This window comes from Streptococcus sp. ZY19097, assembly GCF_040731245.1.
GTDB lineage: Bacteria > Bacillota > Bacilli > Lactobacillales > Streptococcaceae > Streptococcus > Streptococcus orisratti.
The window spans coordinates 2,014,943-2,039,479 of the sequence record NZ_CP160400.1; the positions used below are offsets into that span (position 1 = coordinate 2,014,943).

At 41.9% G+C, this 24,537-nt stretch carries 19 protein-coding genes and 1 pseudogene; 3 read left to right on the plus strand and 17 right to left on the minus strand.

Translation table 11 applies throughout. The features are described 5' to 3' along the window. The first annotated feature begins 281 nt into the window (after positions 1-281). On the plus strand, positions 282-2,081 hold the full coding sequence (gene pepF / locus ABZ559_RS09985; RefSeq protein WP_367006229.1) for an oligoendopeptidase F: 1,800 nt from the start codon (positions 282-284) through the stop codon (positions 2,079-2,081). Continuing rightward, complete coding sequence (locus ABZ559_RS09990) at positions 2,074-2,550, plus strand: glutathione peroxidase (protein WP_018376050.1); 477 nt, start codon at positions 2,074-2,076, stop codon at positions 2,548-2,550. Before pepF ends, ABZ559_RS09990 begins: the two co-directional genes overlap by 8 nt. Positions 2,551-2,781: 231 nt before the next feature. Here the strand turns inward: ABZ559_RS09990 and ABZ559_RS09995 are convergent, their stop codons facing one another. The 4 genes from ABZ559_RS09995 to ABZ559_RS10010 form a co-directional block, all read right to left on the minus strand. Next, on the minus strand, positions 2,782-4,410 hold the full coding sequence (locus tag ABZ559_RS09995; RefSeq protein ID WP_367006231.1) for a type I restriction-modification system subunit M: 1,629 nt from the start codon (positions 4,408-4,410) through the stop codon (positions 2,782-2,784). 93 nt (positions 4,411-4,503) lie between these two features. Next, positions 4,504-5,244, minus strand: a complete 741-nt coding sequence (locus ABZ559_RS10000; protein WP_277291260.1) for a DUF6261 family protein — start codon at positions 5,242-5,244, stop codon at positions 4,504-4,506. Positions 5,245-5,606: 362 nt separating this feature from the next. Next, positions 5,607-6,749, minus strand: coding sequence for a restriction endonuclease subunit S (locus ABZ559_RS10005; RefSeq protein ID WP_367006233.1), 1,143 nt, complete (start codon positions 6,747-6,749; stop codon positions 5,607-5,609). 11 nt (positions 6,750-6,760) lie between these two features. Beyond that, the gene (locus tag ABZ559_RS10010; RefSeq protein ID WP_367006234.1) at positions 6,761-7,345 is read right to left on the minus strand and encodes a hypothetical protein; all 585 of its coding nucleotides are present in this window, start codon (positions 7,343-7,345) and stop codon (positions 6,761-6,763) included. 161 nt (positions 7,346-7,506) lie between these two features. Between ABZ559_RS10010 and ABZ559_RS10015 the strand changes: the two are divergent. Next, positions 7,507-8,563 (plus strand): annotated as a pseudogene (locus ABZ559_RS10015) (IS630 family transposase). Here ABZ559_RS10015 and ABZ559_RS10020 read toward each other — a convergent pair. From ABZ559_RS10020 to ndk, 13 genes are all read right to left on the minus strand, one after another. After that, entirely contained in the window at positions 8,516-9,799 is a 1,284-nt protein-coding gene (locus tag ABZ559_RS10020; protein WP_367006235.1) for an AbiH family protein, read from the minus strand. The pseudogene ABZ559_RS10015 and the gene ABZ559_RS10020 sit on opposite strands and share 48 nt — an antisense overlap. A gap of 248 nt (positions 9,800-10,047) precedes the next feature. Further along, positions 10,048-11,250 carry an IS110 family transposase gene (locus ABZ559_RS10025; protein WP_367005835.1) on the minus strand — a complete coding sequence of 401 codons (1,203 nt, stop codon included), beginning with the start codon at positions 11,248-11,250 and terminating at the stop codon, positions 10,048-10,050. Positions 11,251-11,404: 154 nt separating this feature from the next. Beyond that, positions 11,405-14,434, minus strand: coding sequence for a type I restriction endonuclease subunit R (locus tag ABZ559_RS10030; protein ID WP_367007654.1), 3,030 nt, complete (start codon positions 14,432-14,434; stop codon positions 11,405-11,407). A gap of 1,686 nt (positions 14,435-16,120) precedes the next feature. After that, positions 16,121-16,507, minus strand: coding sequence for a DUF4430 domain-containing protein (locus ABZ559_RS10035; RefSeq protein WP_367006236.1), 387 nt, complete (start codon positions 16,505-16,507; stop codon positions 16,121-16,123). Then, entirely contained in the window at positions 16,491-17,021 is a 531-nt protein-coding gene (locus ABZ559_RS10040) for an ECF transporter S component (protein ID WP_321057709.1), read from the minus strand. Before ABZ559_RS10040 ends, ABZ559_RS10035 begins: the two co-directional genes overlap by 17 nt. 419 nt (positions 17,022-17,440) lie before the next feature. Next, positions 17,441-18,571, minus strand: coding sequence for a 5-methyltetrahydropteroyltriglutamate--homocysteine S-methyltransferase (locus ABZ559_RS10045; RefSeq protein WP_367006238.1), 1,131 nt, complete (start codon positions 18,569-18,571; stop codon positions 17,441-17,443). Positions 18,572-18,756: 185 nt separating this feature from the next. Beyond that, positions 18,757-19,869: a vitamin B12 independent methionine synthase gene (locus ABZ559_RS10050; RefSeq protein WP_018376058.1), complete on the minus strand. Its 1,113-nt coding sequence runs from the start codon at positions 19,867-19,869 to the stop codon at positions 18,757-18,759. A 652-nt stretch (positions 19,870-20,521) separates the two neighbouring features. Next, on the minus strand, positions 20,522-20,827 hold the full coding sequence (locus ABZ559_RS10055; protein WP_367006239.1) for a rhodanese-like domain-containing protein: 306 nt from the start codon (positions 20,825-20,827) through the stop codon (positions 20,522-20,524). Then, positions 20,824-21,006 (minus strand): hypothetical protein, encoded by a 183-nt coding sequence (locus tag ABZ559_RS10060; RefSeq protein ID WP_367006241.1) that lies wholly within the window; start codon positions 21,004-21,006, stop codon positions 20,824-20,826. The genes ABZ559_RS10055 and ABZ559_RS10060 overlap by 4 nt, the downstream gene beginning before the upstream one ends. Before the next feature lie 171 nt (positions 21,007-21,177). Beyond that, positions 21,178-21,429: a hypothetical protein gene (locus tag ABZ559_RS10065; RefSeq protein ID WP_367007670.1), complete on the minus strand. Its 252-nt coding sequence runs from the start codon at positions 21,427-21,429 to the stop codon at positions 21,178-21,180. Further along, positions 21,384-21,839, minus strand: a complete 456-nt coding sequence (locus ABZ559_RS10070; protein ID WP_367006242.1) for a GNAT family N-acetyltransferase — start codon at positions 21,837-21,839, stop codon at positions 21,384-21,386. Before ABZ559_RS10070 ends, ABZ559_RS10065 begins: the two co-directional genes overlap by 46 nt. Before the next feature lie 49 nt (positions 21,840-21,888). Continuing rightward, complete coding sequence (lepA, locus tag ABZ559_RS10075; protein ID WP_367006244.1) at positions 21,889-23,724, minus strand: translation elongation factor 4; 1,836 nt, start codon at positions 23,722-23,724, stop codon at positions 21,889-21,891. 396 nt (positions 23,725-24,120) lie between these two features. Beyond that, positions 24,121-24,537 carry a nucleoside-diphosphate kinase gene (gene ndk, locus ABZ559_RS10080; protein ID WP_018375056.1) on the minus strand — a complete coding sequence of 139 codons (417 nt, stop codon included), beginning with the start codon at positions 24,535-24,537 and terminating at the stop codon, positions 24,121-24,123.

Here is a 24,537-nt window from a genome sequence, read left to right on the forward strand (position 1 = left end):
TTTTAACAAGTTATTTTACTAAACAATGATAACGATTTAGCCAAAAAAAGCTTTAAATTCCGTATCATTTTTAGCTTACCCTTCTATCATACCACTTTTTCCCGAAAAAGTAACCCGAAACAAGGAATATTGTCTAGTATTTTATAAATTTTCTGATTTTTTCTTTGTTTTTTCAAATTTAGCTTAGCATACCCTGCTTTTTTACCTCTACTTATTTTTTTGATATACTGATATTATGACATTGACTAGGCAGCAAGCCTAGCAAGCAAAGGAGACTATATATGGAATTAAAAAAACGCTCTGAATTTCCTGAAAATGAACTTTGGGATCTAAGTGCCCTCTACAAAGATCGCCAAGATTTCTTACTGGCTATGGAAAAAACTTTAGCCGACATTGATGTTTTCAAGCGAAATTATGAAAACAACTTGAACAGTGTGGAAGAGTTTACAGCTGCTCTGATGGAAATTGAGCAGATTTATATTGAGATGAGTCACATCAACAACTATGCTTTCATGCCACAGACCACCGATTTCAGCAATGAAGAATTTGCCCAGATTGCTCAGGCTGGTGGTGATTTCTTTACCAAGGCTAGTGTGGCGCTCAGCTTTTTTGATACAGCCTTAGCCACTGCGGATACGGCTGTTCTTGATGCTTTGGAGAAAAATCCTTACTTTAGCTCTGCCATTCGTCAGGCTAAAATCCGAAAAGAACACTTTATCAGCCCTGATGTTGAAAAAGCTTTAACTAATCTTGGTGAGGTTCTAGGAGCACCTTATGATATCTACACCAAGATGAGAGCTGGTGATTTTGCCATGGAAGATTTTGAGGTGGATGGAAAGACTTATAAGAACTCTTTTGTAACCTATGAAAATTTCTATCAAAATCATGACGATGCCGCTATACGTGAGAAGGCTTTTCGTTCATTCTCAGCTGGTTTGCGTAAACATCAAAATACTGCTGCAGCTGCTTATCTGGCTAAGGTTAAGTCTGAGAAAATTCTCGCTGACATGGGCGGCTACGACAACGTTTTTGATTATCTTCTAGCGGATCAAGAAGTTGATCGTGCCATGTTTGACCGTCAAATTGACCTGATTATGACAGAGTTTGCCCCTGTTGCTCAACGCTATCTCAAACACGTTGCCAAGGTCAATGGCCTTGACAAGATGACTTTTGCCGATTGGAAATTGGACTTAGATGGTGAGCTAAATCCTGATGTCACCATTGATGATGCTTATGATTTGGTCATGAAATCAGTGGAACCTCTGGGACAAGAATACAGCCAAGAGGTCGCTCGCTACCAAAGCGAGCGCTGGGTGGACTTTGCTGCGAATGCCAACAAGGACTCTGGTGGCTACGCTGCCGATCCTTATAAGGTTCACCCTTATGTCCTCATGAGTTGGACTGGTCGCATGTCTGATGTTTATACCCTTATTCACGAAATTGGTCACTCGGGCCAATTCATCTTCTCGGACAATCATCAGTCTTATTTCAACGCTCACATGTCCACCTACTATGTGGAAGCTCCATCAACCTTTAACGAATTGCTACTCAGCGATTATTTGGAGCGTCAGCTGGATGACCCTCGTCAAAAGCGCTTCGCTCTTGCCCACCGCTTGACTGATACCTATTTCCACAACTTCATCACTCATCTGTTAGAAGCTGCCTTCCAACGCCGAGTTTATACTTTGATTGAGGAGGGTAAAACCTTCGGTGCTGAGCAATTGAACAATATCATGAAAGAAGTTTTAAGCCAATTCTGGGGTGATGCGGTGGAAATCGATGACGATGCTGCTTTGACTTGGATGCGTCAAGCCCACTACTACATGGGACTTTACAGCTACACCTACTCTGCTGGTCTGGTCATCTCAACGGCTGGCTACCTCAACCTCAAAAATAATCCTAATGGTGCTAGCGACTGGCTCAACTTCCTCAAATCTGGTGGCAGCCGCACACCACTAGACACCGCCCTTCTCATCGGTGCTGATATTTCTACGGACAAACCGCTGCGCGACACTATCCAATTCCTAAGCGACACCGTTGACCAAATTATTGCTTACACAAAGGAGCTTGAAAATGCCTAATCTTTATGATTTTACTGTCAAGGCTCAAGATGGCAGTGATAGCCCGCTTAGCCAATACGCTGGCAAGGTTGTGCTCGTTGTTAATACGGCAACAGGTTGCGGCTTGACACCGCAGTATGAGGGGCTACAAAAACTTTACGATACCTACAAAGACCAAGGTTTTGTCATCTTAGACTTTCCTTGTAACCAGTTTGCTGGTCAAGCACCTGGTAGCGCAGAGGAAATCAATACCTTTTGCAGCCTCAATTACCAGACAACTTTCCCACGTTTTGCCAAAATCAAGGTCAATGGCAAGGAAGCTGACCCTCTCTATGACTGGCTCAAGTCAGAAAAAAGCGGTCTGCTAGGCAAACGTATCGAATGGAACTTTGCCAAATTTCTCATCGACCGTGAGGGCAATGTGGTGCAGCGCTTCTCCTCTAAGTCCGAACCAGAAAAGATGGTGGTGGACATTGAAGCTCTACTCTAAAAGTATAGTCATTTAGTTTATCTTTGATTACTTCGTTAACTCGCTTTGCCGTACTTCAGTACAGCCTGCAGCTCGTTGCCTTGTACTAAAAGCAAACTAAAAGACTATAAAAGAACTCTGAGACAAAATCTCAGGGTTCTTTTGGTTTTAAAGGCTACATCATTGTAACTTATACTCAATGAAAATCAAAAGTAGCCTAGGAAACGAAGCCGACGATAGAACTTGAGTTCATCAAGGCAAGTTGACAACGGATAATTTTGATTTTCGAAGAGTATTAGCTAAGAAATCCTCCAACTCTGCCTGGGCTTCTGGTGTGGTACCGACTAGTTGACCAAGCATTTCTTCAAGTTTCGCTGTGGTTTCAGCGATTTCCTTATCTGTCTCAGCTAGCTTGTCCGCAAGCTCTGTCAGTGGAATGACAGGCTCTTCCTCAAAGGTATCCACATAGCGAGGAATGTTGAGGTTGTAGTCATTTTCAACAATCTCTTCAAAACTTGCCAGATAAGCAAACTTATCCACCGTTTGACGGTCACGGTAGGTTGCTAAGATTTTGGCAATGTGGTCATCTGTCATGACGTTTTGATTTTTGCCTTTGTCAAATTCTTTTGAGGCATCAATGAAGAAAACATCTTTGCTCACACGATTTTTCTTGAGAATGATAATAGTCGTTGGGATGCTCGTATTGTAGAAAATGTTGGCTGGCAAACCAATGATGGTATCAATGGCACCTTCTTCGAGGAGGTGTTTTCTGATTTTCTGCTCGGCATTGCCACGGAAAAGAACGCCATGCGGCAGGACAATAGCCATAACGCCTGAATGCTTGAGATGGTAGAAACCATGTAGCAAAAAAGCGAAGTCAGCCTTGGATTTTGGTGCTAGGACACCGTATGGGGCAAATCTAGCATCTTGCAAGAAGCCCGGGCTTGCTGCCCACTTTTGTGAGTAAGGTGGGTTCATGACAACCCCATCAAAGTCTGTCGGCTCTGTGTTTGGCCAGTCTTCGTCAAGGGTATCTCCATTACGTAGGTGGTGGTTTTCTGTCGCTACCCCGTGTAGGATCATGTTCATGCGCGCCAGATTATAGGTAGAGGTTTTGTTGTCCTGACCAAAATAAGACACGGTTGAGGCTTGGTGGCTATAGCGCTTAGCATTGAGCAAGAGTGACCCCGAACCCATAGTTGGATCGTAAAGGGTAAAACCTTTTTGATTTTCTCGCCCGCTAAAGACAATCTGGGTCATGAGGTGAGAGACGGCTTGTGGGGTGTAGAATTCTCCCGCTTTCTTACCAGAGTCACTGGCAAACTGACCAATCAGGTACTCGTAAGCATCACCCAAAATGTCCCCATTGTGCCCTGCCAAGTCAAGGTCGTTTAAGGCGAGGATGACTTGCGCAATGGCTTTATTTTGCTTTTGTGGAGTGGTGCCTAGTTTTTTCGAGTAGAGGTCAATGTCTTCAAAGAGGTTTTCAAAGGCTTCATTGCTCTGCTCAATGTCACGAAAGCCCTGTGCCAAGTCTTCCAGTTGGAAGCTTTCTTGGTGAATGCTATCGACAAGACTGGCAAAGGTGAGCGTTGGGTCAATGACATAACCAAGTTCATCTTCCAGGACGTCTATCAGGTCTTCTTTGACATCTGGATCAGCGTAGTTTTCGGTATAAACCGTCAGTGCTTGGGATAGGCTATCAAAAGGTTCATCGAGGTTATCACAGACAGCCATCAAGAGCTTGTCTGAGAGGTATTTGTAAAAGATCAATCCCAAAAGGTAGGATTTGTAGTCGTTGGCATCCATGCTGGCACGCAGGATATCGGCAGCGTTCCAAAGGGATTGAAAGAGGCTAGTGGAATTATCTGTTTGTGTCATGTGCTTTCTCTTTCTAGCTTTAGTGTGTCGTTTTTGACACTCGGTGAGCATCTCATCAAGGGCGTGCTTCATTGAGTGTCAAGGGGTTGTCAATTATTGGTCAAGGTCGTCCTTGGCCTCTTGGGGCTTTTTAGTTGGGGTGACCTTGTAGCGGTTACGGATAGTGTTGAGTTGGTCTCTAAGATCTGCAAGCCCTGTCTTTTCTGGGTAAGCATAGGCATTGATGGCGGTAAAGTCCACTAGGAACTCATAGATTTCCTGCATCTCGGCACGAAGTGCTTTGCTGTTGCTTTTGACCACGGTCTTTTGCTCTTGCAGCCGTTCAACATAATAGTGGGCAAAGACTGACTGTGTCCGACGCAATTCGTCATAGTGGGGGTAGAGATGGAGGGTGGTCAATGCTGCTTGGTACTCCTCTTTGGCTAGTTGACCGAGGAGATGGCTGATGGCCTCCGTCTCTTTTTCATAACTGGCTGTAGCGACCTGCTTATAGTTTTTGAGCAAGTCACTTAGACGCTGGTAAGCTGCCGCAGTCTCTGGGACACTCACACGGGAAAAGGCACGCACTAAGCTAGTCAAGGTCATAAAGGCTGCATCACGCCCCTTATCAGCCTCCTCTAGCTTGTCACTGACCTGACTGGCACGAGAGCGGTGCAATCCTGCCTGAAAGTCTTGCAAAAGAGGTTTGAGGGCTTCATTTTTGGACACGTAAAGCAGGTCTTTATTCTTTTTGACGAAGCTGTCAATAGCAGAGCTGCTCTCTGTCATCAACTGAGAAAAGCTGGCGTGGTCCAATTTACTTAATTCAAGGCTTGTGATCTTATATTTTTTCATAATCATCTTCTTTCTTTTTTGTTTTTTTGAGCTTACATTTACTGGCTATTAGAAAAGCTAGCCAAATCATCTATCTGAGGGTCTAGGGAGATGAGACAATTTCCCGACAAGTTAGCTGAGAACTTAGACAGTTCAGAAAAGTTCCCGACAAACTACCTGAGAACTTAGACAGTCCAGAAAAGTTTCTGACAAACTGCCTGAGGGCTCAGGTAGGCTAGAAGAATTCCCGACGAACTGCCTGAGAACTTAGGCAATCCAGAAATGTTCCCGACGGACTTCTAGACATGGGTAAGGCGTGATAACTCCTCATACCTCACGAGACAAAAAACTTACGCAAGAGAGTCTTTTTCATCTCTTTCAAGCTAGCCAACTTGTCCTCCACCTGATCCATCTCTTGATCGAGGGTTTGGAAGAAAGTGCCAATGGCTTCTTGTTCGGGGAGGGAGGGGAATCATATATTGTAGAACATCTTTATTAGAAATATTAGCTTGGGCAGCTCCTTGAGAAGCTAATCGCATTTCATTTTCGAATTTTTCAGTTCTGAGAATAGAAAAAATAAATTCAAAGTTTGCTGTTGTCGTTAACTTTCCAACTCGCTGGTTAAGAACACCTTTTGATTCAGTCATTTTAGAAACCCTACCTACATTTCCAGTTAATGATATTAAAATATCACCTTTTTTTAACACATATTGCATTTCATTTGGGTTAATATCAATCCTATTTCCTTTTTTGTCATCAATAAAGTATTCACCTGTTACGTTTGCAATAGTTACAACTAAGTATTCACCAGTTAAACTATAACTATCTGATTTCCAAGCATTACCTCCCTGAATAGTACACACTTCCCCCAACTTCACTTCTTTCCAGTCGTCTTCAAAGCCTTGGAAGCGGAGGGCTGGTTTGGTTTGTCCCTTGGCTGGAAAGAGGAGTTTGAGATAGGTCTTCTTCTGCTCCTTGAGCGTGTCCAACTTACGCTGATGAAGGGTGATTTGTTGGTCGAGGGTGGAGAAGAAGGTGCCGATGGCTTTTTGTTCGGGGAGGGTGGGGAAAAAGGCACTAAATTCTAAAACTTGATCTTTTGCAAGATTTGTTTGTCCAACCCCATTATCAAACTTAAGAAAATATGAGTTTCTATTCAATAATTCATTCAAAAAACTTGCACTTTCTTTAGGAGTTATGGCAGCTATCCTCTGATTTAATGTATACTTCTGATCTACATCAACCAAGAACGTCTTTGACAGAGCTTTACCGTTTGGAATATCACTCAGTACAAAGGCGATTTCGTTTTTATAAAGTGGCTCTAATTGTCGACTTGAAAATTTTTCGACTACTCCTCCTGTAGAAACAAACTTTGAATTTATTACTACGTAATCTCCTTCTGCAACTATCGATTGTTCATGTGCTTTACCATTTCTATATTTTGCCACCTCTCCCAACTTCCGCAGTTCCCAAGCGTCAGTGTAGCCTTGGAAACGATAGGCTGGGATATTATTGTTTGTTTTCATTTAATCTCCTTTTAGTCTTTTAACACCAAATCCATATATTTGTGGACTTTTCCATTTATCAAAACATCAATATTATTTGTCCAGATGTCATAGATTGGTTCATTACCAATATTTTCGAAAGTTAGACTTCTCAGACATGACAGCTCCTTACTGTCAAAAAGACTTGATAGCTTAGAGTTGCTGAAATTTAGATTGACTAATTTCAACTCTTTCACCTCGGGATGTATTGTCAAATTTTGCAAAGTCTCTCCGCCACCATACAAGGTGATAGAATCTGCATTTTTGAACTCAACTAATAGGTTGGAGCTATTATAAGGTAAATCTATTGTAGAAGCATTTTGAATCCAGTGATAGACCATAGGCTTTATACAACAATCTTCATTTCTTGATATATGTATCTGTCGTAACTTTTGACTAATCCCTTCTGAATTTGCTTCAATAATAAACTGAGTAGTAGGCACAGTTTCAAAACGATTACCCACACAGGTAAATGTTTCTAAAGATGGAAGTTTGCACAAATCCAACGTGTTTTCATCAGCAACTTGGATTTTATTATTCTCTAAAACAAGGTGTTTGCAGGTATTTCCTGCTAACAAATCTTTTAAGAATGTAAAACTAAATGTACAGTTTCTTATGGTTATACTTGAAGCATACTTGAAAATCTCTCGTAATTCCTCTCTAAGTAATTTACCGTCGATACTGGTTGAAATATCTTCTAATACTTAACAAAAATCAAAAATAGCGTTATAATAGTATTATGACAAAAGAACTTACCCAAACACAAGTCGAAGAATTAAAGCAAGCCCTTAAAGATAAAAATAATGCTCCGCATCATAGAAAAATTCAAGCCCTTATTCTCTACTCTGAATGCCATAATTTAACATCTGTAGCTAAATCAGTAGGCTTTGTCCATCAGACAGTCCGCAACTTATTAAATCGCTATCTAAGTGGTGGCTTAGAAGCTCTCTTAAAGGAGAATCGTGGTGGTCGCCGCCGCTCCTATATGACGCATGAGGAGGAAGAAGATTTCCTTAAAGAGCAACTCTCTTCCTCTTTGAATGGAGAATTCGTTACCGTTAACACCCTCTTTAAAGCTTATCAAGAGAGAGTTGGGCACAAGACAACCCGAGAAGGTTTCTATGCTCTCCTGAAACGTCATGGTTGGCGTAAAGTTAGCCCACGTCCCCAACATCCGAAAAAAGCAGACGCCGAAACCATTTTAGCGTCTAAAAATAAAATCTTTATTCGAGGAGAGAATGAGTAAGCGCTTTATTGATGGAAAAGAATATCAAAAAATCCGCCTTATGTATCAAGATGAGGCGGGTTTTGGGCGTATCAGTAAACTTGGTTCGTGTTGGTCTCCAAAAGGTTATCGTCCTCACGTAGCAAGTCATCACATTCGTGAATACCGCTATTGTTATGGAGCTGTGGATGCCCATACAGGCGACTCGTTTTTCATCATAGCAGGCGGATGTAATAGTGATTGGATGAATGAATTTTTACGCCAACTATCGGCAGCTTATCCAGAAGATTATATTATTTTAGTCATGGATAATGCCATCTGGCATAAATCTCAGACCTTAAATATTCCTAAGAATATTGAATTTACCTTCATTCCACCCTACACACCTGAAATGAATCCTATTGAGCAAGTCTGGGCTGAGATTCGTAAACTTGGTTTCAAGAATAAAGTATTTAGGACCTTAAATGAGGTAATCGATAAACTTCAAGAGGTTATTCAAACCTTAACCGCTTATCAACTCAAATCAATTGTAGATAGAGACTGGACTTCCGCTATTTTTGATTTTAACTGAGTATAAAACGATAGGTATTTTCAACTTAGAACCAGAAGATATTTTAGGGATATAGTGTGAAAATTGTTTCAACTCTTCTTCAGAAGTTACCCAAATTTGTTTGATTCGTTTAAAAACAAAACTATCAAAGGGAATCATAAACTTTTTAAACACAGCATTTATTTCCAAGTTTCCATTTGTCCGATAGATCGGCATTGGAAAATCATATACTTTTTTGAAATGTTCTATGCTATTCCGAGTTAGTCCCAAATCCTCACGGTCAAGATAATAATTCAAAGCCGCCTTATTATCTCGTTCTATTGACTGATTAAAACTTAACACCTTCTTGCTGTCTACCAAAATATCAAGCATTGGAACTAATTGGAATTTCTCCATCAGATACGCATCAAATATTTCATACAATTTTTGAAACTTGGGGATGAAATCCTCTTCATAGTAGAAAAGATAAACCTTACTCGCTTTTTTAATAAATGGCTTTAAGAATACCAAATCACTTCCCACAATAGAATGACCAAGTAGATAAAGTTCTATGGTCTGATTAAAGTTAGCTCCTCTCTGAGTCTGCCATATCAATCTTTCTCTTTGGGCATGAAGTTGAGCATCTCTCTTAATTCTGATTGCTTTATCGTTCATCACTGAACCAGGTACATTTAAAGGAATATTCTCATCAATAAAATTTCCACCAAAAATAATGTTGCGATTTTTTAAATTTCCATGAAGATGTAATATCTCCATTGTATCTACATTCTGAGATTCTGTTATTTCTGCTTCAAATAATTCTTGTATACTATTTGTATAATTGAAGCTAAGCACTTGAGCATTTTTAAATAGAGACTGGTATAAAGGATTAACAATCTTTTTCGTTTCTTTAAAGCGACGACTCCATTTTTGGTACTCTAGATTAAGATAATCATAAAACTCCTGCTCCAGTTCCAGTAAATTTTGGTTCAAACGTTGCATCTCATACTCAGATTTCAATCTCTCAGTAGATGATTGATGGGTACGATTCAGCTCTTTTACTCTTTCTTCAAAAAGAGTTTCAAAATCTGACCAGTTTTGACCGCCTCCAGAATATTCCTTTATAAATAATTGATTGTGTTGGTATGTTTCCCTATTATCAAATAGTTTCTGTTGTTGTTGAATATACTCCACAAAATCCCCATAGGAACTTTTAATCCCCAAGTTCAAGTCAAAGCCGTTCCCAACGATGACGTATTTTTGCACTTCTTCAGTCACTCTACCTACCTCCTTTCAAGGGTAGGATGTCTTCTGCGATCATGCTCAGGTAGTCCTCTTTGAGGGCTTTTTCTACCATTTGTCAAGCCTATCAAGGTTTTAGAGAAAAAATAATTTTCATACAGTCATCAAAATAGGGAAGTGACCTTACTTTACACTAAAGATTTACATAAAAAGTGTATACAAAATCAACACCTTATTTTGTGATTTTTGAAATAAGGTGTTACAATAATATGGCATAAACAGTTTTACCGATTTTGGGTTAAAGTGTAATCGTAAAGTTTGTTATGCATAATGAGGTAATACATTGTCCGGATGAGACGATGTATGGAGGCAATCGTGTGTGGCTTGGTTGAAGTCGTTTGCGATTGCCTTTTTCGTTTCTCATAAAAGTCTGCAATATGGCAAGGATTGGTGTGACTAGCTGAAGCGATATTGTGAATGCATTTGAACAGAATCTTTCTAGCGTAGGGGTTGCCACGCTTGGTAATGTGTTCCTTAGCGATGAAGTTTCCAGATTCATAGTGTCTCAGGTCAATACCGATAAAGGCATTGATTTGATTGGCAGACTGAAAACGGCGAATATCTCCCAGTTCACCAATAATACTTGTTGCAGTCGTCTCAGCGATACCAGGAATAGAAAGCAGAATGTCATACTCTGGTAAAGGTTGAGCTAGTTCCACCATTTCGTCTAAGATTGCTTGTCTCTGTTCAGAAAGTCTAAGCAATTCTTTTGCATAGTAACGGACCTCTTCCATGATTGGAGAGGTTTTCTTGACGGCACAATAAGATTGATTAGCTAGTGCTGTCAGCTTCTCTGCTAAGTAGGCCACACGCTCGTCAGAAATCCGTTTTGAAGTGGACAGACGGATGCTCTTTGAGAGTTCATCCTTGCTTAACTCAAGCACGAAGTCCTTGCAAGGAAACGCAGTAACTAAGTTCCAGTATTGTTCCCCAGTTGGTGTTGACAAGATAGTTTCCAATTCAGGAAAAGTGACCTGTAAGACCTTGTGCAGACGGTTTTTAGCTCGAACGATGTCCTCAGTTAAGTTCTGATAGAACCGACTTGAATCTCGCAGATCTTGATAGACTTCTTCTTGGACATAGGTCGGTTTACGATTCAATACAAACTGAGACTGAGCCAGTTTTTCGGCGTCAATTTGATCTGTTTTTCGCACACGCAAGCTATCCAGTTGCTTCTTGGCTTCTAAGGGATTGAGTCGCGTATAAGCGTAGCTATGTTCATCCAGAAAAGCTTGAAGACGACGAGAATAGACGCCTGTTGCTTCAAAGATGATTTCTGGCTTGTGGACGGTTTTCAAATCGCCAAGTAGCCGAGCAAAGCCAATGGCATCATTGGGCATGGTATAGCCATGAACCTTCTCGCCGTTGACTAGAATGGCCACTTCTGAACTTACTTTACTCACATCAATCCCAAAAACTGCACGCATGATATTACCTCTTTGTCTTGAATGATTCCTTGTTTTAGAGATGTCATTTTCAATACTCGACGTCTAGCGTCCCACATACTTTGATAACATTCTTTCTAAAACAGGTGTCTTGCCAGTTTTTGTTGCGACGTCTAGCGTCAAAAAGCCCCACGACTTAACAAGACACCTCTACTTTATCATCTTGAGAATGAAAAAAGTAGTGAGTACTCTCTCCCGTCGGAGATTTCCTCACTACTAATCTTAGTATGTTTTTGTACTTGAGTTTGTTGAGGGCTTGGTCGCCTTGGGCGTCTTTGTAGGCTTGATAGTCTTGGGAGTCGGTGATGGCTTTTTCTCCGATTTGCTTGTCTTTTCCTTGACGGTAATTGTCCACGACAAATTGGAGTTCGTCTTCGCCCACATGCCAGTAGCTAGCTTTTTCATGAACCTTGTCTTGGATAGTTTGGTCGATGATGTCGTCCAATTTCTGGGCGACTGATTGGCCTTGGTAGCTGGCAGCGTTGGCTTGGATATCTTTCCACATGTTTGCGATGAGTTGGGAGAGTTTTGGATTGGTCTTGTCCAGATCGGCGATATAGTTATCCACCATCTCTTTTTCGCGTTCTGGGATAGTGGTCTGACGGCGCTCGATAAGAGATTGGATGAGAGAGAGGATGTAGTGGTAGTTGATCTCATCAGTCCGGATGGATTCTAACTCGTAGGTGATGTCTAAGATCTGACTCTCATCATCGGGGTCAGCCTTGCGACGCTCCTTGATTTCCTCGATAACATTTTGATAATGCCCTGAGTAGTCTTCGATATCTTCGAGGCTAAGGCCAATTTCTGACAGGAGACTGTCTTGGTCATAGTCTGTATAGACTTGCACCGAGGCAAAGAGTTTGTCAAATTCTTGGAAAGCTTTGGCAAAGTCTTTTAACTCTCGGTCTGTCGCCACATCAAGGTCTGGGGTCTGGTCAGGACTTGGGGCAATCTCCAAAAGTCTGTGAACTTTTTCAAGAAATCTTGCCTTTTCCTGTTCCCAGTCAGGAGCTAGGACACTATTTTCCCCTCCATTTGAATAGAGGCTCAAGGCTTGGTCAACCTTTTCCTTGAAGAGTTGCGGGCTTTGGAATGTGACGACTTGACCAAACTTCTTATAGTCGTCAAAAAGACGGTTGGTTCTTGAGAAAGCCTGAATCAAGTGCTGCGGTTTCATGGGTTGACGGTCTATGAATAGCGTTGACAAGCAAGGCGCATCAAAGCCTGTTAGTAACCTATCTACGACGATAACCATGTCCAATTGTTCTTCACGAAAGGCATAGCGGTCATTCTTTCGAGCCAAGCGGTCGTTGAGGTCGGCATTGTAGGCCTTGATATTGGCCATGCTAAAGTGTGTCCCAAACATCACATTGTAGTCATTGAGACTATCTTGCATTTCTTCTTGATTGGTGAAAGAGCCATCGGCATTTTCAGTGATGGAGTAGGTGATGGCTATTTTGGGAAAGTCGGGTAGGACTTTTTTGACATCTTCTGAGATGGTGAGAGGTGTCTCTCCATTTTTGACCGCCTTAATCAGGCGGTAATAGGCTTGCGCTTGGGCGATACTGCTGACGGTCAAGAGCGCATCGTAGGTCTTACCGACACCATTATCAATCCCTAGTTTACGCTTGGAGTGATTGAAGATACTGTCCAAGACCTTGAGCATATGCCTCTCATCTGTATAAGCTTCCTCTGGTATGCTGTCTTCTGCTAAGTGGGGCATAGTGGTCTTGTACTCCACCTGAAAGCCTAAGACAGCCTTATCATGGATGGCTTCCTTGACAGTGTATTGGTGCAGGCAGTCGCCGTACTGTTCTTGAGTTGTTTGCGGCAAGTCACCTTTTTGTTCACGTTTATTTTCTTCAAAGATGGGAGTTCCTGTAAAGCCATACCAGAGCGAATTGACAAAGAACTGACTCAGCTGGCGTTGGCGTTCTGGGGTGACAGCCCGATGACACTCATCTACGACAAAGGTGAGATTGAGGTGCTTGATCCGATGAAACTGCTTGGCATGACGACCTTCGTCAAACTGGCGAATCATGGCATTGATTTTTTGGATAGTGGTAACCACCACTCGCCGTTCATCTGAAAAGAGATTTTTCACCAAATGTCTGGTATCATCCGTCTCGTCAATATCGACCATATCATTTTCGGCATAAGAGAGAAAGGAGGATGTGGTCTGCTGATCCAAGTCCGTGCGGTCAATGACGAAGATGGTCTTGTCAATAGACGGAATCTGCAAGAGGTTACGTGAGACTTTATAAGAGGTTAGGGTCTTACCCGAACCAGTGGTGTGCCAGATGTAGCCAGACTGGCGGTTACGACTGGCTTCTCGTATAGCCTCGATAGCATGCACCTGATACGGACGGAGTAATATCAAGGCTTTTTTATCGTCATCAATCACTGAGTATTGCATAATCATCTCATGCGCTCGGGGAATAGAGAGGACAGAGCGAGCAAAGTCAAAGAGATGGGGCTGTGGGGTATTGTCCTTATCCACCCACTTGGTCAAAAACTGCTCATTCAGTTTTGATTCTTTGGTTGCTGCGATATAGCGGGTGTCATTGACATTTGAGACGACAAACATCTGTAGGCTAGAGTAGATACCGTGAAATTGACCTTCTTTTTCATACTTTTGGATTTGTCGAAAGGCATCTTTGAAAGGATGGGAGCGTGATTTGAGTTCGATTTGAATCATGGGGAGGCCGTTGATGAGTAGAGTCACATCGCCACGGCGTTGACGAAGCCCCTTTCCTCCTGTAACGATCTGATTGACCACTTCATAGGAGGACTTGCCACCAGCCACATTGGAGCGCCAGAGGACTTCCAGTCGAATAGTACCCAAACTAGCATCTTCTCGCTGCACCTGAACTTTGGCAATTCCATTTTCACCTGAAATCCATTTAGCCGCTTCGTAAAAATTGACAAAATTAAGTTGGTTCTTAATTTGGTACTTCTCATTGTCTGTCAATGGGTGGTCTGCCAAGAGACGGACATTGTTTTCTGCCAATTTGGCAAAGAAATTGTCCCACAAATCTTCAATGTTACGGATATCTGGGCGATAGGTCCACTGGCTCTCCCCACGGGTCAACTGAGTGATGAGGTCTTTTTCGATTTGCAGCTCTTTGGTCGTCTCTTCTTGGGACTGATAATCAGCAGTGACCATCCTCATACTGACCTCAAAATCGTGGAGATCGTCTTCGTTGATTTGACGGACAAGCCCAAGCAGGTGTTTGTCAATGGCTTCTAGTTTCAAGTGGGCATCTGCCAGACGTTGTTGGGCATTATGGTAGTGATCAGGATTTTTCACAATGGCAAGATAGCCTTGCAAGAGGTCGTCAGCTTTGGTAAATTCGCTGCTACAACGTGCCACAAACTCCTCACTATTTTCCATATCAAAGCTGACCTCTAACAGTCGGGTTTGATAGCTTTTGAGGTGTTGGCAGATGTCAAGCAAGTCAGGCGCTTCTGTCCTGATCTGTTGCAGATCAATGGTCATTTGAGAGAGGGCTTCAGTCATGGTCAAGCACCTCCCTTTTTGGAGTAAGCCAAAAAACCTGACAGAAAACTGGCAGGTTACTTAAGTGATTCGATTTTAAGTTGCTTAGACGCGAAGCGCTAATATATATATATATACGGCCGCAAGGGTTTGCAGGATTTCCATACGTTCATTATCTCCTTTTTAATTAAGTTTATTTTACTATTTTTTTAATCAAATGACCACCCTTTTGCCGTATCTAATGACACTGATAACCTCAGTAAATTCTTTTACACCCACAAGAATCCAAGAGCTCCCTTTCCTGACATCCCACTACCAATCACTTACTGAAATATCACCACATCGCTGACTCATTCCAGTACAACCGAACAGCCCTACTCATGCGCTCCAGCAGTCCAGAAAGAATCGCGACAGACCGACTTTGAACTCTGGCTACCCAGATAAAATCACAACAAACTGACTACGCTCTAAGGCGGTTCAGAAAGAATCACGACAGACTGACTTTGAACTCTGGCTATCCAGAAAAAATCGCGACAGACTGACTGCGCTTTATGGCGGTTCAGAAAAAAGCACGACAGACCGACTTTGAACTCTGGCAGTCCAGAAATAATCACGACAGACCGACTTTGAACTCTGGCAGCCCAGAAAGAATTGCGAAAAACCGACTGCGCTCTAGAGCGGTTCAGAAATAATCACGACAGACTGCTCGTGAACGCAGGCGGTTCGGAAATAATTGCGACAAACTGACTATGCTCTAGGGCAGCCCAGATAAAATCACGACAGACTGACTTTGAACTCTGGCTATACAGAAAAAATCACGACAGACTGACTATGTACTCTGGCAGTTCAGAAATAATCGCGAAAAACTACCTACGCTCTAAGGCGGTTCAGAAAGAATCACGACAGACTACCTACACTCTAGGGCTATCCAGAAAAAAGCACGATAGACCACCTACGCTCTAGGGCAGTCCAGAAAAAATCACGACAGACTGACTGCACTCTAGGGCAGTTCAGAAAGAATTGCGAAAAACCACCTGCGCTCTAAGGCGGTTCGGAAATAATCGCGACAGACTGACTTTGAACTCTGGCAGTCCAGAAATAATCACGACAGACCGACTTTGAACTCTGGCAGCCCAGAAAGAATTGCGAAAAACCGACTGCGCTCTAGAGCGGTTCAGAAATAATCACGACAGACTGACTGCGCTCTAGGGCCACTCAGAAATAATCACGACAGACTGCTCGTGAACGCAGGCGGTTCACTTCGCTTGGTCCAGATGAAACTTTTCCATCAAAAAACAAGCTGATCGCAGAAGCTTTGTGTTCGTGGGGCAGCTTGTTGGGTGTCGTGTTTATCTATCCTTTATAGACTGACTGGTAGAACTCAATCTTGTCACCGTCTTTGACTTTGATTTTGTTGGCAGTTTTTGGAGCGAGTTCGTCATTGACGTCAAACATCCAGTAGAGACCTTTTTCCTCATCTTGGGCGACACCGTCAATGACCGTGATGAAGCCTTTAGATTCTTTGACCTTATAGTTGGCCTTGAGGACATCCATGACCGTATCTCCCTTTTGAAAGCTGACTTTTTCGTCAGTCGTGTTATCACCCTCTTTGACAATGAGGCGTACGGTTCCCGCACTAGATGACTGGGAAGTCTTGGTCGAATCAGCTGTGCTATTGCCGCAGGCCGTCAGAAAAAGGACAGATAAGAGTAGGGTAAGCAGGCTAAGTGTTTTTTTCATGTGAAAATCTCCTTATGATGGGGAATAGTAGGGGGTAAAAGAGCAATGTTGAGAGGGCATGGGCTAGGTTGAAGCTAGCGCCTGCTAAGACATAAGTCCACCAGGGCATGCCATAGAGCAGAGCATAGCAGCTGTCGATGATGACACCATAGGCCACACCCATCAGTCCTGCAAAGACAGACTGACTGAGCAATTCGCTGATACCTAGGGTAGCCAAAAATTTGGACAAGGGGCAAAGCAACCACCGCCAAAGCAAAAGGACCAGCGCAAAGGCCAAAATCTGCCAGAACACCCAAGGACCAAAGCCCAAGAGAAAGGACGATACCAGCATGGTCACCGCCATGATGAGCAGACTCTCCCTCAGGGAGACGAGCAGACCCCAAAGCAAAAAGATAGCGGTAATGGGCTGCACATTGGGTAGGCTGGCAAAGGCATAGCGTAAAACCACACAAAGGGCGGACAGCAAAGCTATGCGTGTCACTTGTTGCAAGGAAAGTATCGGAGTTTTAGTCATATTACCAGTCTAGTGAAAATTTTCCTACCTGTCAAGCAGGCTAAGGTAGCTTTCTGACTAAGGATAGTTTACTTATGAATTGAATGTCAGTCTTACGTTAACACTCCTCAGACCTTCTTGTCTTGAGTTTCAGCCTGTTTACTTAAAACAAAAGAGGAACAGAGTCCCAGCTGCATCTTGCCGATACAAACTGTGATCATCTGATTTTCATTGAGTATGACTTGTCAGGGTGAGTTTGATTTTTCATTGAGCATAACAACAAAAAACCGGAAAAAACTTCCGGCTTCTTGCTATCTTATCATGATACTCAATGAAAATCAAAAGTAGCCTAGGAAACGAAGCCGACGATAGAACTTGAGTTCATCAAGGCAAGTTGACAACGGATAATTTTGATTTTCGAAGAGTATGAGAATGTGCTCTTATCCCCACACCTCATCAATCACTTCTTTCACCAAGGCCAATTTCTTCCATTGGTCTGCTTCTGTCAGGATATTGCCTTCTTCGGTAGAAGCAAATCCGCACTGGGTAGAAAGCCAGAGTTGATCCAAAGGCAAGATTTTTTCTGCTTGACGGATGCGGTCAATAACTGCCTGCTTATCTTCCAAAGTTCCTTCTTTTGAAGTAATAAGACCAAGAACCGCAACTTTGCCATCTGTGATTTCAGCTAAAGGTTCAAAGCCGCCTGAGCGGTCATTATCAAATTCCAAGAAATATTCAGTCACCACTTCTTTTCCAAAAAGTTCTTTAGCGATCGGATCGTAGCCACCTGACGCTGCCCATGTTGAGTGGTAATTCCCACGGCAGACATGTGTATTGACCAAAAGTCCTTCTGGGACATTTTCATAAACGTCATTGTTGAGGGTCAAGAAAAGATGACCGAGTTCTGTACGAACTTCTTCTGCCGTCTTGCCTGTGAGAGCGCCCCAAGCTGCCAAGAAATTGTTATCAACCAAGGTACCCCAAGTACAGTCATCCACTTGCAAGGTTTTAAGCCCTGCCGCAACCAAGTCAGCAATAACTTGAAGGTAAGCTGCCTTGATGTCAGCACGCAGTTCTTCAAAGTCAGGGTAGATGCTATTGAGTTTTTCAACGTGCTCAGCATCACGAATCAATTCAAAGTAAAATTGTGCTGGCGCTGGAATGGTATATTTTGCTTCTACTGGTGCACCTGTCTCATCAACGTAGACCTTCAAGAATTGGTATGCTTCCACAAATGGATGCTTGTCACCAGTAATCTTGCCAGCAATCAAGGCAGAGTCAGCTTTGGTCGTTTCATCATGGAAGTGATAGCCTTCTGCTGCTTGGACATGATCGATACCACCAAATCCCCAGAAGAAATCCAAATGCCAGTAAGCACGGCGGAACTCTCCGTCCGTAACCTTTTCAAGACCAGCAGCGATTTGTTTATCAACCAAATCTTTGATAGCTTGATCTTCAACAGATTTCAGTTCTTGAGCTGTTACTGTACCAGCTTCAAAACCTGCACGCGCCGCCACCAACTCAGCCGGTCGCAAGAAACTGCCAACATGTTCAAAATATTTTTTCGTCATTATTATTACCTCATTTATTAGTATAATCTCAGTTTAACAGAGTTTGCTATAAGTGTAAAATATATATTTCTTATGCTTTTCCATAGTTATAAACTATAAGAGCTCGTATTCACAGTTCAGCACTTTCATCAAAGGCTAGTTTCAAGCCATCAAAAAAAAGCCGAGCAATGCCCGACTTCTTCAATTTAAGCCCACACTTTATCAGTGATGGTTTTAATCAGTTGGAGTTTGTTCCACTCATCTTGTTCAGTCAAGATATTGCCTTCTTCGGTGGAAGCAAAGCCACACTGGGTTGAAATACCAAGATTTTCAAGTGGTACAATGGCCGCCGCTTCCTGTATGCGAGAAATGATTTGGTCAATATCTTCCAATTCTGGCTTTTTAGAGGTAATGACACCCAGTACCAACTCAACATTTGGACGATTGTTCCAAATATCCGCAAGTGGGGCAAAATCTCCCGAACGCTCATCGTCGTATTCTAGGAAGAAAATGTCATAGTTAAGCTGTCCCAGATATTTAGCGATGGTGTGATAGCCGCCTTCAAAAAGATAAGTAGATTGGAAATTACCGCGGCAGATGTGCGTTGCCACTGTCAAATCCTCTGGTAGACCTTCCAAAATTTTATTGATTACATAGACATCATCTTGAGCAATTTGTTCAAATTCTGAACGAAGCTCAGGATTGTTTTTATTGTCTTCTAGCTGTTGGATTAAATAAGCCCAAGTAGTGTCATCTAATTGTACGTAACGTGCTCCCAAGTCATAGAAATGCTTGATCGTATCTTGATAAGCCTGTGCCAAGCCATCCAAGAAATCTGTCCAGCTGTCATAGTAATCAGCGTAAAGATCACTGCGATGGTCACGTTTGATAATCAAAGATGGACTAGGAATGGTGACCTTAGGCGTTACACCTTCTGGTGTGATAGACTTAAGGTAAGCAAAATCACGGTAAAAAGGATGATTAGGATTCTCAGCCAACTTGCCCACAATGCGTACATTGGTCGTACGGGTCTTGGCTCCGTGGAACTTATAAGAGTCCTCTTGCAGATATTGTTCCAATCCCGTCAAATTCCAAAGGAAATCCAAATGCCACCAAGAACGACCAAACTCACCATCAGAAACAACTTGAAGACCATTTTCGACTTCATGGTCCACCAATTCCTTAACCAATTTGTCTTGAATAGCTAACAGTTCTTCATGAGAAATTTTTCCTTCTTCAAACTGCTCACGCGCTGCTTTTAATGCTTGTGGGCGAAGATAAGAGCCGACATGATCGAAATGAAAATGTGTTTTTGTCATAATACGTACCTCTTTTGATTTGTTTCCACCATTTTACACTTATATCCTATAGCTGTAAAATATATATTTCCTATGAATTGCCATAGTTTTAGCTTATATCTCGGTAAAAAAGTATAATGTCACGGCACAGCCCCCAAAAATACGACATAAAAATACACTTCTGTTGAAATCTAGTAAACTAGAAATTCATTGGCTCCATAAGACTGTAGTGAGTAAATTTCACAGCGGTAATGATAGGGTCGATATTAAGCATAATACTGTTGGTTGCAGGAGTTTTGACAATTTTAAGAACCTATTATTCTCTCTTTGAACATACAAAAAGAGAAGACACAATTCGTCTCCTCTCATGCTTATACTCAATGAAAATCAAAAGTAGCCTAGGAAACGAAGCCGACGATAGAACTTGAGTTCATCAAGGCAAGTTGACAACGGATATTTTTGATTTTCGAAGAGTATTAATGATCTACCAACCACCACAAGTGACAAAAAGTCGAATTTTGTTAAAGATATAGTCAACGGCTGACTTACAAAAAAATGAATGAAACGATAAAAAATAGTTTTACACCGTCATCATTCATTTTTATTTATTGTGTTTTAAAAATCACTGTCACATCAGAAAACGCGGGCAAGACTGCTCTTGCTCCTTGCAGATTTAATCACACTTCTCTAACTCACCTGTCCAAGCGGCTGTCCCGCCATTGATGTTAGTGACATCATAACCCTGAGCATCTAAGAAAAGACAGGCTTGAGAAGAACGTCCGCCAAGGTGACAGATGATATGGTAGGGAGTCTCAAAGTCTAATTCAGTATAGCGGTTAGCTAACTCACTTAAAGGCAGATTAATAGCTCCAGGCACATGTCCCGCTGCAAACTCGTCCGCTTTGCGAACATCTACCACATGAAATGCCTTATCCTCCAAATCTACTGTAACATCAGCTATATCGACAACTTTAATCATTTATTTTCTTCCTTTAAAAAATCTTTAATAACCAAAGCAATGGTTTCTGGGTACTCACGATAGAGGTCATGACCAGATTTTGGTGAGAGTTGGTAACTAACATAACCTGGATTGACCTTTTCTGGCACTCTTCGTTTTTTCGCTGACAAGTCTGCTCGTATGGCTGAAAGAATGGCCAAAGTCTCAATTGCAATCAGACTCTAGGAGACTGAACTCACTTCTGCTGCTAATTTCAATAAACCAAGCATGCTTTCTGGCTAATAGTCAAGGACATACTTTCTTTTTTCTTGTTCCCAGTAATAGGCATGCCAAATAATTGCTGCCAAGACCGTCTAGAAAATAAAGGGAGATCATTTTTTATCGCCTTTTTTAAGATATCTGATGACCAGAAGTACCAGATTGGCGAGCAAGAGAAGCCCCCAAATACCCGCTATAAGTAGCCTGTCATTTTTGATGTTGATAAAAACGCCAGCACTATAAAGCAGGATAAAAAAGACAGTCATCAGGTCAGAAGTAGAAGTAAAGGGAGATTTTTTCATCGTTTTCCTTTCATGTATCACAGGGTTAAAACCATTTCTAAGCAGGGTAGTTGCGATCCCCATATCTCTAAGTACCTAGCTGGACGAAAGCCAACCTTTTCATAAAAAGCTCGGGTTTGAGCATAGGACGAGCTTGGATGAACTGCCGACAGGGTCTTGACCAGCAAGTAGGTTTTAGCATGCTGGCGAGCATAGCTTTTCAGTTTTTCTAGCATAGCAGAGCCGACACCCTGACCTTGATAGGATTTCAAAACACCCGTGCAGTCAATTTCAAAGGCTGTCTCAGTTTCTATCAAACTGATAAAACCGATAGCTGTTTCCTCTGCTTCTGCTAGAAGACAAAGTTCATCACCCGCCGCATCAACATAAGCCTGAGTAGACTCTGGAATACCAAACCACTCTGGCAAGTCTGCCAAAATAACTTTTGCAGCTTGGCTATTTTGTGGTGAGGGTTGTGAGATAGTAATATTCATGTTTGATTTTTGTGTGTCAGTTTAGTGCAATATCTAAGCCAAGCACCTATTATTTCTTCTTATCATCGTCATCCATGCTAAGAACGCTGAGAAAGGCTTCCTGCGGAACTTCAACAGAACCAATAGCCTTCATACGCTTCTTACCAGCCTTTTGCTTTTCAAGGAGTTTACGCTTACGAGACACGTCACCACCATAACACTTGGCCAGCACATTTTTGCGAAGAGCTTTGATATCAGAACGTGCCACAATTTTTTGACCAATAGCTGCTTGGATTGGCACTTCAAATTGCTGACGTGGAATGATTTTCTTCAATTTCTCCACGATAAGTTTTCCACGTTCATAGGCAAATTCTTTGTGAACAATAAAGCTGAGCGCATCTACCTTGTCACCGTTGAGTAGGATATCCATTTTCACTAATTGTGAGCGGCGGTATTCAGAGATTTCATAGTCAAAGCTAGCATAACCACGCGTTGATGATTTCAATTTATCAAAGAAATCAAAAACAATCTCTGCCAGCGGAATTTGGTAGATAACATTGACTCGATTATCATCGATATAATCCATTGTGACGAAATCACCACGCTTACGTTGTGCCAAGTCCATTACAGCCCCAACATAATCCTGTGGAACCATTATCTGTGCCTTGACATAAGGTTCTTCGATACTGTCAACCTTTGTTGGGTCAGGGAATTCAGAGGGATTAGACACTTCCATCATATCACCATCAGTTGTATTAACGTGGTAAACCACAGATGGAGCTGTCATGATAAGGTCAATATTGAACTCACGCTCCAAACGCTCTTGAATGACGTCCATGTGAAGCAGACCCAAGAAACCACAACGGAAACCAAATCCTAGGGCTTGAGATGTTTCAGGCTCAAATTGAAGACTGGCATCGTTAAGCTGTAATTTGTCTAGGGCTTCACGGAGGTCATTATATTTGTTAGACTCAATTGGATAAAGTCCAGCAAAAACCATTGGATTCATTTGCTTATAACCAGCTAAAGGCTCTGTCGCTGGATTGTCAGCTAAAGTAATGGTATCACCAACACGAGTGTCTGCGACGGTTTTGATAGAAGCGGCAATATAACCAACATCACCTGTTGCCAAAAATTCACGACCTACAGCTTTAGGAGTGAAAATTCCCACTTCAGTGACATCAAAAGTTTTGCCATTTGACATCATTTGGATAGTGTCACCGGGCTTGACAACTCCATTAACAATACGGACTTGTAGAATAACCCCACGGTAAGCATCGTAAACAGAATCAAAAATGAGGGCTTGCAGGGGAGCTTTTACATCACCTGTCGGTGCTGGTACTTTTTCAACGATTTGTTCAAGGATATCTTCAATACCAATACCAGCTTTGGCAGAAGCCAAGACAGCTTCTGAGGCATCTAGACCAATGACATCTTCAATCTCTTGTCGGACGCGTTCTGGATCTGCGGCAGGTAAGTCAATTTTATTGATGACTGGCAAAATCTCCAAATCATTATCTAGTGCTAAATAGACATTTGCTAAGGTCTGTGCTTCAATACCTTGTGCAGCATCTACAACTAAAATTGCTCCTTCACAAGCTGCCAGAGAACGAGAGACTTCATAGGTGAAGTCAACGTGCCCTGGGGTGTCAATAAGATGGAAAATATAAGTTTCACCATCTTTAGCCTTGTAATTTAGCTGTACCGCATTTAGCTTAATAGTGATACCACGTTCACGCTCTAGATCCATGCTATCCAGCAACTGCGCTTGCATTTCACGGCTAGAAACCGTTTCTGTCTGCTCTAAAATACGGTCGGCTAAGGTTGATTTCCCATGGTCAATATGAGCAATAATGGAGAAATTACGAATTTTCTCCTGTCGTTTTTTCAATTCTTCAATATTCATTACTAATTCCTATACTATTTTGTACTCAATAAACATCAAACCAGCTATAACTATCTTGAAGATAGTTGTAGGTTGAATATTCAACAGACATCGCTCGTAGTAGTAAATATGCAAATAAAACTACGGTTCATCAAATCGACGATGTCCGAATTTGATTTTAGAAGAGCATCAGTCATTCTAATCTATTATATCAAAAAGAAGCTATCTGTGCGCACTTGACAAGAAATTTTGATTAGAGGGCATTTCTATATAGCTTTGTTATTCAAAAAAAGAAGCTGAAATAAGATCAACTTCCTTAGTTTCAATTTTTAAAATAAGAAGATATAGCAGTTGGGTACATTATAATTCATGAAAAAACAATTTTCACCCCAAAATTAAGCTATACAACTTTAATAATTACTTATCACCAAACCACAATGCAATCTCACGCTGAGCTGCTTCTTTGGAATCAGAACCATGAACCACATTTTTGATATTACCATCAACAGCTCCCATGGCAAAATTTCCTCGAATGGTACCGGGTAGCGCATCGACAGGGTTGGTTGCACCCATCATAATTCGCCAACTCTTAACAACTTTTGGCCCTGAAATCACCCCAATCAACACTGGACCACTAAGCATGTAAGATAAAATATCTGGGAAAAAAGGTTTATCCACAAGATGACTGTAGTGCTGACGTAAAATTTCCTCTGTTGCCACCCTCAACTCTAAACGCTCAATAGTAAAGCCTCGACGTTCTATCAAATTCAGAATTTCACCAATCAAGCGGCGTTCTACACCATCTGGCTTAATCATAAAAAAGGTATTCTCCAT

What these genes read in the sequence shown, in the direction of transcription:
- pepF (WP_367006229.1), top strand. Translation starts at nt 282, where the DNA reads ATGGAATTAAAAAAACGCTCTGAATTTCCTGAAAATGAACTTTGGGAT.
- ABZ559_RS09990 (WP_018376050.1), top strand. Translation starts at nt 2,074, where the DNA reads ATGCCTAATCTTTATGATTTTACTGTCAAGGCTCAAGATGGCAGTGAT.
- ABZ559_RS09995 (WP_367006231.1), bottom strand. Translation starts at nt 4,410, where the DNA reads ATGACACAAACAGATAATTCCACTAGCCTCTTTCAATCCCTTTGGAAC.
- ABZ559_RS10000 (WP_277291260.1), bottom strand. Translation starts at nt 5,244, where the DNA reads ATGAAAAAATATAAGATCACAAGCCTTGAATTAAGTAAATTGGACCAC.
- ABZ559_RS10005 (WP_367006233.1), bottom strand. Translation starts at nt 6,749, where the DNA reads ATGAAAACAAACAATAATATCCCAGCCTATCGTTTCCAAGGCTACACT.
- ABZ559_RS10025 (WP_367005835.1), bottom strand. Translation starts at nt 11,250, where the DNA reads ATGCGTGCAGTTTTTGGGATTGATGTGAGTAAAGTAAGTTCAGAAGTG.
- ABZ559_RS10030 (WP_367007654.1), bottom strand. Translation starts at nt 14,434, where the DNA reads ATGGTCACTGCTGATTATCAGTCCCAAGAAGAGACGACCAAAGAGCTG.
- ABZ559_RS10035 (WP_367006236.1), bottom strand. Translation starts at nt 16,507, where the DNA reads ATGAAAAAAACACTTAGCCTGCTTACCCTACTCTTATCTGTCCTTTTT.
- ABZ559_RS10040 (WP_321057709.1), bottom strand. Translation starts at nt 17,021, where the DNA reads ATGACTAAAACTCCGATACTTTCCTTGCAACAAGTGACACGCATAGCT.
- ABZ559_RS10045 (WP_367006238.1), bottom strand. Translation starts at nt 18,571, where the DNA reads ATGACGAAAAAATATTTTGAACATGTTGGCAGTTTCTTGCGACCGGCT.
- ABZ559_RS10050 (WP_018376058.1), bottom strand. Translation starts at nt 19,869, where the DNA reads ATGACAAAAACACATTTTCATTTCGATCATGTCGGCTCTTATCTTCGC.
- ABZ559_RS10055 (WP_367006239.1), bottom strand. Translation starts at nt 20,827, where the DNA reads ATGATTAAAGTTGTCGATATAGCTGATGTTACAGTAGATTTGGAGGAT.
- ABZ559_RS10065 (WP_367007670.1), bottom strand. Translation starts at nt 21,429, where the DNA reads ATGGGGATCGCAACTACCCTGCTTAGAAATGGTTTTAACCCTGTGATA.
- ABZ559_RS10070 (WP_367006242.1), bottom strand. Translation starts at nt 21,839, where the DNA reads ATGAATATTACTATCTCACAACCCTCACCACAAAATAGCCAAGCTGCA.
- lepA (WP_367006244.1), bottom strand. Translation starts at nt 23,724, where the DNA reads ATGAATATTGAAGAATTGAAAAAACGACAGGAGAAAATTCGTAATTTC.
- ndk (WP_018375056.1), bottom strand. Translation starts at nt 24,537, where the DNA reads ATGGAGAATACCTTTTTTATGATTAAGCCAGATGGTGTAGAACGCCGC.